At 65.4% G+C, this 11652-nt stretch carries 11 protein-coding genes; 8 read left to right on the plus strand and 3 right to left on the minus strand.

Features of this window, described 5'->3' with window-relative positions:
• The first annotated feature begins 10 nt into the window (after positions 1-10).
• The 3 genes from ACX80X_RS01300 to ACX80X_RS01310 all read left to right on the plus strand — a co-directional run bounded on the left by ACX80X_RS01300 (position 11) and on the right by ACX80X_RS01310 (position 3976).
• Positions 11-1660, plus strand: a complete 1650-nt coding sequence (locus tag ACX80X_RS01300) for an LCP family protein (RefSeq protein WP_252613710.1) — start codon at positions 11-13, stop codon at positions 1658-1660.
• An 87-nt stretch (positions 1661-1747) separates the two neighbouring features.
• Entirely contained in the window at positions 1748-2998 is a 1251-nt protein-coding gene (gene manA, locus ACX80X_RS01305; protein WP_252601008.1) for a mannose-6-phosphate isomerase, class I, read from the plus strand.
• Positions 2999-3001: 3 nt separating this feature from the next.
• Positions 3002-3976 (plus strand): lipid II:glycine glycyltransferase FemX, encoded by a 975-nt coding sequence (locus tag ACX80X_RS01310; protein WP_459310977.1) that lies wholly within the window; start codon positions 3002-3004, stop codon positions 3974-3976.
• A 191-nt stretch (positions 3977-4167) separates the two neighbouring features.
• On the opposite strand, the gene ACX80X_RS01315 is transcribed toward ACX80X_RS01310, so the two are convergent.
• Together ACX80X_RS01315 and glpX are read right to left on the minus strand one after the other, a co-directional pair.
• Positions 4168-4563, minus strand: coding sequence for a hypothetical protein (locus tag ACX80X_RS01315; protein ID WP_252601003.1), 396 nt, complete (start codon positions 4561-4563; stop codon positions 4168-4170).
• A gap of 472 nt (positions 4564-5035) precedes the next feature.
• Positions 5036-6058 carry a class II fructose-bisphosphatase gene (glpX, locus tag ACX80X_RS01320; RefSeq protein ID WP_252566698.1) on the minus strand — a complete coding sequence of 341 codons (1023 nt, stop codon included), beginning with the start codon at positions 6056-6058 and terminating at the stop codon, positions 5036-5038.
• A gap of 192 nt (positions 6059-6250) precedes the next feature.
• Between glpX and ACX80X_RS01325 the strand changes: the two genes are divergently transcribed.
• The 4 genes from ACX80X_RS01325 to ACX80X_RS01340 all read left to right on the plus strand — a co-directional run bounded on the left by ACX80X_RS01325 (position 6251) and on the right by ACX80X_RS01340 (position 9968).
• Complete coding sequence (locus ACX80X_RS01325) at positions 6251-6958, plus strand: DUF4245 domain-containing protein (protein WP_252602355.1); 708 nt, start codon at positions 6251-6253, stop codon at positions 6956-6958.
• Between the two features lie 9 nt (positions 6959-6967).
• The gene (locus ACX80X_RS01330; protein WP_104060993.1) at positions 6968-7582 is read left to right on the plus strand and encodes a carbonic anhydrase; all 615 of its coding nucleotides are present in this window, start codon (positions 6968-6970) and stop codon (positions 7580-7582) included.
• A gap of 76 nt (positions 7583-7658) precedes the next feature.
• Positions 7659-9080 carry a class II fumarate hydratase gene (locus ACX80X_RS01335; RefSeq protein ID WP_252602357.1) on the plus strand — a complete coding sequence of 474 codons (1422 nt, stop codon included), beginning with the start codon at positions 7659-7661 and terminating at the stop codon, positions 9078-9080.
• A gap of 228 nt (positions 9081-9308) precedes the next feature.
• Positions 9309-9968 carry a TetR/AcrR family transcriptional regulator gene (locus ACX80X_RS01340; protein ID WP_459310980.1) on the plus strand — a complete coding sequence of 220 codons (660 nt, stop codon included), beginning with the start codon at positions 9309-9311 and terminating at the stop codon, positions 9966-9968.
• Between the two features lie 112 nt (positions 9969-10080).
• Here ACX80X_RS01340 and ACX80X_RS01345 read toward each other — a convergent pair whose 3' ends face one another.
• A complete protein-coding gene (locus ACX80X_RS01345) occupies positions 10081-10638 on the minus strand; it encodes a prepilin peptidase (protein ID WP_459310982.1) in 558 nt (185 codons plus the stop codon).
• Between the two features lie 59 nt (positions 10639-10697).
• On the opposite strand from ACX80X_RS01345, the gene ACX80X_RS01350 reads away from it, so the two are divergent.
• Positions 10698-11492: a hypothetical protein gene (locus ACX80X_RS01350; RefSeq protein ID WP_459310984.1), complete on the plus strand. Its 795-nt coding sequence runs from the start codon at positions 10698-10700 to the stop codon at positions 11490-11492.
• Positions 11493-11652 lie beyond the last annotated feature (160 nt).

Consider the following 11652-nt stretch of genomic DNA (forward strand, 5'->3'; position numbering starts at 1 on the left):
GGAACCGGACATGTCCAGAAGCGAACCGCAGCAGCCAGCAACCGGCAAGGTCATGACTGATCCCGTCCGGTATCCGACCAGCGCCTCAGCCCCCGTCCGGACCAAACGGGGCTTTGCCCTGGTCCTGATGACCCTTCTGGTGCCCGGCAGCGCCCAGATTGTGGCCGGCGACCGCAAGCTCGGCCGTATTGCCCTGCGCGTCACCCTGACCGCCTGGGCTTTGCTGGCGGTCACCCTGCTGCTGCTGGCCGTGAACCGGTCGCTCCTGATCAACATCCTCACCAATCAGTTTGCCTCGCTGGTGATCATCCTCGTCCTGGTGGCCCTGGCGCTCGGATGGGCGTTCCTGTTCATCAACACCCTCCGGCTGATCCGCCCCGTGCTGCTGGCACCGGCGGCGCGTCCCGCCGTCGGCATTGCCCTGGTCCTGGCCCTGGTCCTGAGCAGCGGCACCCTTGGGTATGCCGCGTACCTGCTGAACGTGAGCCGCAACGCCATCGGCAGCATCTTCGCGGGGGGACCAGAGATCGATCCCGTCGACGGCCGCTACAACTTCCTGATGATGGGCGGTGACGCCGGCGACGACCGTACAGGCAGGCGCCCGGACAGCCTGTCCGTACTCAGCGTGGACGCAAAGACCGGCCAGACAGCCATCATCTCCGTGCCACGCAACCTGCAGAACGCCCAGTTCAGCGAAGGCTCGCCCATGCGGGAGATCTACCCGGACGGCTACGACTGCGGCGACGCGTGCCTCATCAACGCCATCAACACCGAAGTGACCAACGAGCACGCGGACCTGTATCCGGGTGTAGCGGACCCCGGTGCGCAGGCCACCCTTGAGGCGGTATCGGGAACCCTCGGAATCACGGTCCAGGCCTACGTCCTGGTTGACATGGAGGGCTTCGCCAAGCTGATTGACGCCATGGGCGGGATCCGAATCAAGGCCGGCGGCTGGGTTCCGATGAGCGGCTACTTCGACGAGGTTACCCGCACTCATGGCATGCCCTTGGGCTGGATTCCCGCCGGTGAACAAACACTCGATGGCGACCGCGCACTTTGGTACGGACGCTCGCGCGAATTCGTCGACGACTACGCCCGGATCCAGCGTCAGCAGTGTGTCCAACAGGCCATGCTCAAACAGCTGGATCCGGCCACGCTGGTGTCCAAATTCGAGGACATCGCCAGCGCAGGCACCAAAGTGGTGGATTCCAACATCTCCTCCTCCCAGCTGGGCAGTTTCGTGGATCTCGCCATGAAGGCCAAAGGCCAGGAAGTCAATCGGCTGACCATCGGGCCACCTGATTTTGACGCATCCTTCTCCACCGTGCCCGACTTTGACATCATCCACGAGAAGGTGGACCAGCTCCTGGCCTCCGCGTCGGGGCAGCCCCAGGCTGCCACGCCGGTCGACGGCATCTTGCAGCCCGCCGCGGCCGGCGGACGGCTGCAGGCGTCCTCGCAACTGCCCACGGCTGCGTTCCTGGCAGCCGGGGGAGTCCGCGCGCAGACTGCCCCGCCGTCGTCGGACTTCACGCCGGTGACCACAACGCCCGACGGCGAGCCGATCACCGAGGCGATGCTGAACCAGCTCAAACGCGAAGGCAACGAACAGGCGCTGCGTGAACTCGTGGCCACCAACGGCCAATGCGCGCCGCTCTAGGCCCGCTGGGCCGTCGCCTGGAAAACCCGGCCGCAGCACGTGACTGCAAGACTACGTAGACCTGAAGACCAAGAATGGATACCGGCTGTGTACGAAATTGAAAACGTCCTCCGCGACTACGCCTGGGGATCCACAACCGCTATCGCCGGGCTGCTGGGACGCCCCGAGTCCGGTCGTCCCGAAGCCGAACTCTGGATCGGCGCCCACCCCGGCGCCCCTTCAATGGCCCGCCGGGTGGACGGCTCCGTGGCACCGCTGGACGCCTTGATCGCCGAAGATCCGAACCATTTCCTGGGCAGCGAATCTGTGGCCGAGTTTGGCCCGCGGCTCCCGTTCCTGACCAAGATCCTTGCTGCCGCGCTGCCGTTGTCCCTCCAGGTCCATCCCAGCATCGACCAGGCCAAAGCCGGATTCGCCCGGGAAAATGCTGAAGGCATTGCGCCCGATGCCACGCACCGCAACTACCGCGATGACAACCACAAGCCCGAAATGATCTTCGCGCTGACACCGTTCGAAGCGCTGTGCGGGTTCCGTTCTCCGGCAGCAACCCGGAAGATTCTGCTCCACCTTGCCGCCTGCTTCGACCTGGTGGAAACCGGGATCCCGCCCCTGCTGGTGGAGCTGCTCGAGGTCCTGGACAACCCGGACGAGGGTGCCGGCCTCAGGACTGCCTTCGAGCGGCTGATCAAGGGCGGCGAAGACGTCTCCCACACGACAGCGATGGTGGCGGCCGCCCTGATCTCCGGCGCTCCGCTGGCACCGTACCAGGCAGAACTGTCCACGGTCATCAGCCTCAACGAGAAGTATCCGGGTGATCCCGGTGTGCTGATTTCGCTGCTGCTGAACAGGATTTCGCTGGCCCCCGGCGAGGCCGTCTACCTCCCCGCGGGCAACGTGCATGCCTACCTGCATGGGTTGGGTGTTGAAGTCATGGCGTCCTCGGACAACGTGCTCCGCGGCGGGCTGACGCCGAAATACATCGATGTGCCCGAGCTGCTGCGGACCATCGAATTCCAGCCGGTGGCAGTCCCCATGCTCACGCCGGAAGTGTCCGGCCTTGGCCAGGAGCTCTACCAGCCGCCCTTCCGGGAGTTCCAGCTTCAGCGGATCGAACTGGCACCCGGCGCGGAGCCGGTGCCGCTGGCCCAGGCGGGTGCCGTCGTCGTTATTGTCGTTGCCGGATCGGTGTATCTCGATTCGCCCAAGGGCGACCTGCAGCTGGCCCACGGGGGGAGCGCTTTCCTTCCCGCCGCGGAAGCACCGGTCAATGTCCACCCGGTGGCCGGTGCCGAGTCCCCTGCCGTTGCCTTCGCCGTGACCACATCCCTGAAGGCCTGAGCCGTGGAATTCTTCCTGCAGACGCCTGCCTGGGCGGATGTCCAGTCGTCGCTTGGCCGCACAGTCCATCAGCAGTCCGGCCCGGGCTGGAGCTTCCTGGCCGTCGAGGAGAAAAACCCGGCCGGAAAGGTCCTCTACGCCCCCTATGGGCCGGTGGCATCCTCCGCGGAGGCGTTCGACGCCGCCCTGGCCGCCCTGGTGGGAACGGCCAGATCGTGCGGCGCTGTGTTTGTCCGGATTGAGCCGGTGTCCGCCGGGCTTGAGATGCCGGCCGCCGCGGAGCTCAGCCTGCGCGGCTTGCAGCCGGCACCCGTGAACCAGCAGCCTGAACTCAGCTGGATCGTGGACCTCGAAGGTGACTTCAAGGATGTCCTCGCCGCGATGAAGCCCGTGAACCGGAACCTCTACCGGAATATCCACAAGAAGGGCGTCACGTTCCGGGCGTCGCAGGACCCGGACGACATCAGGATCCTGCTGAACTTCCTGCACATGACATCTCGGCGGAACGGGTTCAAGCCGCAGAGCGACGCGTACCTGACGCAGGTGGCGGCCTCCCTCATGCCGGCAGGCGCTGCGACGCTGTTCATCGCCGAACTGCACGGCGGTCCCATCGCAGCGGCCTTGGCCTACGATTCCGCGGACACCCGGACTTATGCCCACGCAGCCCTGGATGATACGCACCGCAAGCTCAGCGCGGGCATCCCGCTCCTGGTGACCCTGATTGCGGACGCCAAAGACCGCGGCCTGAAACACGTGGACCTGTGGGGTGTCGCGCCCGCGGACCAACCCGACCACAAGTGGGCAGGTTTCACCGCGTTCAAGAAGTCCTTCGGCGGCCGCGAGGTGGAGTACCCGGGCACCTGGGACCTACCCGTTCAAAAGCTCCGGTACAACGCATACCAGCTGGCCCGCAAGCTGCGCGACAAGCTTCGCGCCCTCCGCTCCCCCTCCGCGCGCCCGGCGCGAACGGACACTTAAGCCCCTCACCCCCGCGCGAACTGGCAGCTAATACACTCAAATCCGCGGCAGGGTCATCAACTGCCAGTTCGTTCCCACCCGGTGCGGGCCGACGAACCGCTCAGGACCGCCCGCACTTTTTCGACGACGAACGGCCGATCCCCTTCCAGGTCACTCTTCTGGACACGGATTTCTCGCCAGCCCATCTTCAGTCAGGCCCTGCCGCTTGATATCGCGGCGGTACTGGTCAGGTTCACGGTGGTGGGCGCCGTCATATTGCAGTGCGATCCGATACTCCGGGTAGGCAGCATCCGGCCAGACCACAGGGTGACCCACCCGTTGCGGAGCACAGCATTCAATGTCGGTTCGGGAAGTCCGGCCTGTACCAGTGCCAGCCGCATCAAGCTTTCGGGTGCCGAGTCCGCCCCCACCCTGATCAGATCCAAGGCTAACCTCGCCGTTTTCACCCCGCGCATTCCCGGATACTGACCCACAATGTGCCTCAGGTCGGCAACAGTTGCCAGCGGCTTCCGTGGCATCGGGAAGTCATCTCCATGGCTGACGACAATGGAGTCACCGGCCGCGACAAGATCGTTGAGGTCCAGCATGGTGGCCAGGTACGAGCCGGTGACGTGAGCCGAACGCCGTCGAACGATATGACCTCGCCGGGTTTGAACGACAACTGGTGACCCACAACGTTCCTGCGGCGCGGCTTGCAGCCGTCTGCAGGACGGGCTATGTGGATCCTCCAGTCCTGCTCCAGCCAAGCCGGGAGGCATACTCCGCAAATTCGCGCGCTGGTGGAGTGCGTCAGGACGCAACAGGGGTCAAGGCGGCCTCAGCTGTCTCCGAGTGAGGCCCAGGACCTCTACATCGGCAACAAGAAATGATCCGTGCGGGAGCTGAGGAGGCATGGGCGTCCGGGTCATGCTCCATTGTGGACCGATTCCGGCCTGCGGTTTGCGTTATCCACAGGCTGGGTTACCTGCTGAAACGCGAACTGGCAGCTGATGACGCCAAATCAGGAATTTGGGGTCATTAGCTGCCAGTTCGCGCAGGGTACGCGGGGTGAAGAACCTGCTAGTTCTTGCGGGCGTAGCCTTCCCACTTGCTGGCCTGGTGCTCACCATCAACGAAGCGGATGGTGCCGGACTTTGAACGCATCACGATGGACTGCGTCAGGACCTTGTCCTTGGAGTAGCGAACGCCCCGGAGGAGGTCGCCGTCGGTGATGCCGGTGGCCGCGAAGTAGCAGTTGTCGCTGGACACGAGGTCGTTGGTGGACAGCACGCGGTCCAGGTCGTGGCCAGCGTCGATGGCCTTCTGCTTCTCGTCGTCGCTCGTGGGCCACAGGCGGCCCTGGATGACGCCGCCGAGTGACTTGATGGCGCAGGCAGCAACGATGCCTTCCGGCGTGCCGCCGATACCCATGAGGGCGTCGACGCCGGTGCCGGAGCGGGCTGCGGCGATTGCCCCGGCGACGTCACCGTCCATGATGAACTTGGTGCGCGCACCGGCTTCGCGGATCTCTTCGACCAGGGGGCGATGGCGGTCGCGGTCAAGGATCATGACGTTGAGCTGGTTGACCTTCACGCCCTTTGCCTTGGCGATCAGGTGCAGGTTCTGCTTGACCGGCAGGCGGAGGTCCACCATGTCGGCGGCTTCCGGCCCCGTGACGAGCTTTTCCATGTAGAACACCGCGGACGGATCGAACATGGAGCCGCGCTCAGCCACGGCGAGGACTGCCAGCGCGTTGTTGATGCCGAGGGCGGCCAGGCGGGTGCCGTCGATCGGGTCCACGGCAACGTCGCACTCAGGACCGGTGCCGTCGCCAACGTGTTCGCCGTTGAACAGCATGGGGGCTTCGTCTTTTTCGCCTTCGCCGATGACCACAACGCCGTTGAAGTGGACCGTGTGAAGGAAGGAGCGCATGGCGTCAACGGCCGCGCCGTCCGCCTTGTTCTTGTCGCCGAAACCAACCCAGTGGCCGCCGGCGATGGCCGCGGCCTCGGTGACGCGGACAAGCTCAAGGGCGAGGTTTCGGTCTGGCTCGTCGATGCCCACGGCCAGGGAGGGGGAAATCGTAGAGTACTGCTGGGTCATAGGCGCTGGTGACACGTGAACCTCTTCTTCGAGTGGCGATCATTGGACCCGCGCGGCCGGATTCAGCCGGTGCGGTGATTCCTCTGGTACTGATCATAGTCGTGGCGGCGCCGTCGGGGCGTGGCATGACGCAGTCCTGCAACATGGGCCCGGAGTCCCCCGCCCTCCCCCGACTGTGAGTTGCGCGTAAACATGGGCGACTATAGAGGGGTGAGTGAAAAGCAGGAAAAGACCAGCCCCGGGCCCGACCCCTCCGAATCCGGAGCAAACGGCGACGGCGCAGGCACTGCCGAAACAGCCCCCGTCCGCCCAGTAATCCCGGCCGCCGCGGCGAAGCGCGCCAATGCCTCCGTGATCGGCATGATCGTTGCCCTGGTGGTCAGCATCGCCGCCTTCCTGCCCATCATCCTGATGAACCCCCTCCCCAAGAGCGACGGATTCCGCCCGAACATCGACGTCGGCGCAGTGGCCCGGAACGCCACGGATGTGGCGGGATTCACACCCGTAACACCGGACACCGGCAAGTCGTTCACGTCCAACTACGCCCGATGGGAGTCGGGCAGCGGCAGCGGCGTTCCCACGTGGGAAGTTGGCTACCTGACACCGAACGAGTCCTTCATCAGCCTGGTCCAGACCCGCCAGTCCAACCCCACCTGGCTCGTCCAGCAGACCAAGAGCGCTCCCGTGACGGGAACGCGTGCGGCGGGCGGACAGGACTGGGAGCTGCGTGACACCGGCAAAGGCGAGAAGAGCATGGTGCTGAATTACCGCGGAACCACCGTTGTCCTGACGGGAAGCGCTCAGCTGGACGAATTCGCCGAACTCGCCACCGCCGTCGTACAGTCCATGGACGCCAACCCGGCCGTCACAGTTTCACCGTCAGCCAGCACCGCCCCGTAAAGTAAGCCCGTGGCTACCTACCTGACCCCTGCCCTTGCCTGGCGCCGCATGCGCGAAGGCAACGAACGCTTTGTTGCCGGCGAATCGTCGCACCCGAACCAGGACGCGTCCCGCCGGTCGTCGCTGGTGGAAAACCAGCACCCGTTTGCCGTGATCTTCGGCTGCTCGGACTCCCGGCTCGCCGCGGAGATTATCTTCGACCTCGGCCTGGGGGACGCCTTTGTGGTGCGCACCGCCGGCCAGGTGATTGACGACGCCGTCCTGGGCTCCCTCGAGTACAGCATCAGTGTGCTGGGGGTGCCGCTGATCGTGGTGCTGGGACATGACAGCTGCGGCGCCGTCAGTGCCACCAAGTCCGCAGTGGACACCGGCAACATGCCGGTGGGCTTTATGCGGGACCTGGTGGAACGCATCACGCCTTCTGTCTTGACGTCCATGCGGAACGGCGAGCACGAGATCAACGACATGGTGGTGGAGCACGTGAAGCAGACGTCCAAGCGCCTGGTGGACAGCTCCCGTGTGATTTCGGCCGCAATCGAGGACGGCCGCGCCGCGGTGATCGGCCTCTCGTACAGCCTCGCCGAGGGCCACGCCAACGTGGTTTCCGGGATCGGCGAGGTCTAGGCCCAGCCCGAATCAGTGCCCGTAGCATGCGGTTCACGGTTTTAGTCCGGGCCCCCGATCGCCCTAAGCTAGCCCCATGACTTCCACTGAAGAATTCCGCATTGAACACGACACGATGGGCGAAGTCCGCGTCCCCGTGAACGCCCTGTACCGTGCACAGACGCAGCGTGCAGTTGAAAACTTCCCCATCTCCGGCAAGACCCTGGAACGCGCGCACATCGAGGCGCTGGCCCGGGTCAAGAAGGCTGCCGCGCAGGCCAACGCAGAACTTGGGGTGCTCGACGGCGAGCTGGCCAAGGCGATCGCTGCGGCTGCCGATGAGGTAGCTGCCGGCAAGTACGACGGCGACTTCCCCATCGACGTCTTCCAGACCGGTTCCGGCACGTCCTCGAACATGAACATGAACGAGGTCCTCGCCGAGCTGGCCACGCGTGCCCTCAAAGCCGCCGGGAGTGACAAAGTTGTCCACCCGAACGACCACGTCAACGCCTCACAGTCCTCCAACGACGTCTTCCCCACCTCGGTCCACGTCGCCGCCACCTCGGCCCTGATCAACGACCTCATCCCGGCGTTCGTCTACCTGGCCGAGTCGCTGGAACGCAAGGCCGTGGAGTTCAAGGACGTCGTCAAGTCCGGCCGCACCCACCTCATGGACGCCACCCCGGTGACGCTCGGCCAGGAGTTCGGCGGCTACGCAGCCCAGGTCCGCTACGGCATCGAGCGCATCAACGCCGCCCTCCCCCGTGTTGCCGAAGTTCCGCTCGGCGGCACCGCGGTGGGCACCGGCATCAACACCCCTGCCGGCTTCCCGGAACGTGTCATCGAACTGCTCGCCACGGACACCGGCCTGCCGCTGACCGAGGCCCGCGACCACTTCGAGGCCCAGGCCAACCGCGACGGCCTCATCGAAGGCTCAAGCCAGCTGCGCAACATCGCGATCTCCTTCATGAAGATCAACAATGACCTCCGCTGGATGGGCTCCGGCCCCAACACCGGCCTCGGCGAAATCGCCATCCCGGACCTGCAGCCGGGCTCCTCGATCATGCCGGGCAAGGTCAACCCGGTCATCTGCGAGGCATCCATCATGGTCTGCGCCCAGGTCATCGGCAACGACACCGCCATCGCCTGGTCCGGCACCAACGGCGCCTTCGAGCTCAATGTCGGCATCCCCGTGATGGCCGCCAACCTGCTCGAGTCGATCCGCCTGCTGGCCAACACCAGCCGCGTCATGGCGGACAAGATGATCGACGGCATCACCGCCAACGTGGAGCGCGCCCGCTTCCTGGCCGAGGCCTCCCCCTCGATCGTGACTCCGCTGAACAAGTACATCGGCTACGAGAACGCGGCCAAAATCGCCAAGAAGGCAGTGGCCGAGGGCCTCACCATCCGTGAGACCGTCGTCGCCATGGGCTTCCTGGAGCGCGGCGAGGTCACCGAAGAGCAGCTGGACACCGCGCTGGACGTTATGTCCATGACGCGCCCGCCGCACAAGGCATAGGTCCCCACCGCCTCCCTTGCTTCGCTCCGCTCAGCCAGGGAACCCTCCCCGCTACCTCCCCAATCTCGCAAGCTCGATAGGGGCCCCTCGGTAGCGTGGGCCCAGACGGCGGTGGCCCCTTTACGAACGACGGCGGCCGGCACCTTCCCCACGGAAGGCGCCGGCCGCCGTCGTGCGTGGCGCTTGCCTTTTTTGCACTCTCAGTAGTTTAGTGCAAAACTTTACTTTGTGGAAAATAGTGCAAACATCGACGGCGGCCTCCGGGAACGCAAGCGCCAGCAGACGCGCCAGGCTGTCACTGCCGCCGCGCGCTCGTTGACCGCGACCAAAGGGCTCAACGGCTTCACGGTCGAGGAAGTCTGCGAAGAGGCGGGCATCTCCCGCCGGACGTTCTTCAACTACTTCCCCACCAAGGAAGACGCCATCCTCGGCCATCACGACGACGAGCACCCCGGCGAACTCATGGCCGGCTTCCTGGCCGGCGGCGGCGAACCGGGAACCATCTCCGAATCCCTCCTGGCCGACCTCATCCAGCTCACCCAGGACATCTGGGCGGCGAAAGTGGACTCCGAGTCCGCCACCAATGTCCGCCAGCTCATCGCCGCGATCAAAAAAGAGCCGCAGCTGGTGGCAAAGATCGTCGGCATCAGCGCCGAACGCGACGCCGCATCCCGCCAGCTCATCGCCCAACGTGAAGGCGTCCCCGCCGATCACCCGGTAGTGGTCATGGCCGTCACCGCGATCACCGCCGTAGCCCACCACGCGCACGGAACATACTTCTCGGCGTCGAACACCCGCAGTTTCCCGGAGCTGCTCCTCGAAGACGCCCGGGCCCTCAAGACCCTGTTCGCGCAGAACCTCCCCACCACCTCCAAAGGATCATCATGACCACCACCGTCGGTCCCAAAGCGGCAGCCGGCCCGCTGCTGCTGACCCAGAAACGCATCTGGATCATCTTCTCGGCGCGCCTGCGGACCGGGGCCGCAAGTGTCCTCTCGCGCTAAGCGGGCAGGAGCATGGCGGCAGTGGCGCCGGCGAGCATAAACGGGCCGAACGGGATGGAAGACTTCAATGTGCCGCGGCGGGCCGCCAGCAGGGCCATGGACCAGAGGCCTCCCAGCAGGAAAGCTGCGAAGGTCCCGGCAAAAACGTGCCCCCAGCCGAGATAGCCAAGGTACATCCCCAGGACGCCGGCCAGCTTCACGTCGCCAAAGCCCATGCCGGGCGGGTAAACCATCCGCAGGACAAAATAGAAGGCCCACAGAACCGCTCCCCCCGCCAGGATGCGCAGCGCCGGGATCCCCAGGAGCTCGGCGGCACCGTCGGGTGACACCACGAGCGCGGCAGGACCGGCGATCACGTGCACCAAGGCCGCCGCGAGCAACAGGACCCCCGCCACACCGTAGGACGGGAAGACAATCCGGTTGGGCAGCAGATGGTGGCGCACGTCGATAACCGTGAGGCGGACTGCCATAACAAAAAAATAGGCACATGCGGCCAGCACCAGCCAGAACGCCAGCGGGGTGGCATCCCACAGTCCATCGAGTCGTCGGATCACCCCTCGGATGCTACTGGATTCGCGCGCCGCACCGCAGAGCCCACGCGTAAACTGTGGATATGTCGACATGGGACACCAGGCGCCGGCCGGATCCGGAGGGCAGCGCCGACGCTGCGGACCTGAGCACCATGTTCCGGAACCTTTGCCGTTCTTCCCCCTGGAAGTGGCAGTCCCTGCGCTTTGAATACTGGGATGAACCGTTCACCGACGTACCGGACCCGTCCGCTCCCCTGGTCCGCGCCTGGCTGCGCCGGCCCGGGGCGCTGCGCCTGGAAACCGCCGACCGGCTTGTCCTCCACAGCACCACCGGCATCAACGATTCCAAGGACGGGTTGTACGTCAGCGCCACCCGGAAGTCCTGGCTGCTGCCGCCCCACCTGGTGGCGCCCGTTTACGACGACGGCGGCCTGGTCAGGCGCCGGCCGGAGGCAGCATACGGCGAGCCGGGCTTCGGGAACGGCCGCTTCTCGGCTGCCCTTGATCCCGTGGAACTCGCCGGGAGCGCCCCTGTCCCCATCGAGTTCCCGGGCACCAACGCCGTGGACGTCGACGCCGTGCGCCGGGTCGAACACGAGGGCCGGCCGGCGCTGGAGGCAACCGTGACGCCTACCGCGTCCTACCGGCCCGCGGATCCTGCCGCTCCGCTCTGCCTACCCGGCAGCAACCGGGTGCGGATCGACGTGGAAACCGGCGTCTGCGTGGCCAGCCAGTCACTCGAAGCGGCAACCCCGGATTATGGGCATTGGATCCGGATCCTCGCGGTGGACGAATACATGCTGGACGACCTGTTCGTGGCGGAGTCCATGAACCTTACGGACGTCCGCCGTCACATCAGCTGGGACATCCGCGCCTGATCACAGTTCCTCTCCAGGCATCACCGGCCTTTGACAGACGCCCGTGGCCCGCCCTGGGCTCAGGACTCTGGACATAGCGTTTTAATTGTTGGCTGACGTTTCTTTGTTTTTGATCTCAAATCGCAGGGTCCGGTCGGTGCCGGGGTAGCGGGTTTCGGTG

Source organism: Pseudarthrobacter sp. MDT3-1 (assembly GCF_054510755.1).

Excerpts from the sequence above, each read along its gene's own strand:
- ACX80X_RS01300 (WP_252613710.1), top strand. The coding sequence starts at position 11 with ATGTCCAGAAGCGAACCGCAGCAGCCAGCAACCGGCAAGGTCATGACT.
- ACX80X_RS01315 (WP_252601003.1), bottom strand. The coding sequence starts at position 4,563 with ATGCTGGACCTCAACGATCTTGTCGCGGCCGGTGACTCCATTGTCGTC.
- glpX (WP_252566698.1), bottom strand. The coding sequence starts at position 6,058 with ATGACCCAGCAGTACTCTACGATTTCCCCCTCCCTGGCCGTGGGCATC.
- ACX80X_RS01325 (WP_252602355.1), top strand. The coding sequence starts at position 6,251 with ATGGGCGACTATAGAGGGGTGAGTGAAAAGCAGGAAAAGACCAGCCCC.
- ACX80X_RS01335 (WP_252602357.1), top strand. The coding sequence starts at position 7,659 with ATGACTTCCACTGAAGAATTCCGCATTGAACACGACACGATGGGCGAA.
- ACX80X_RS01350 (WP_459310984.1), top strand. The coding sequence starts at position 10,698 with ATGTCGACATGGGACACCAGGCGCCGGCCGGATCCGGAGGGCAGCGCC.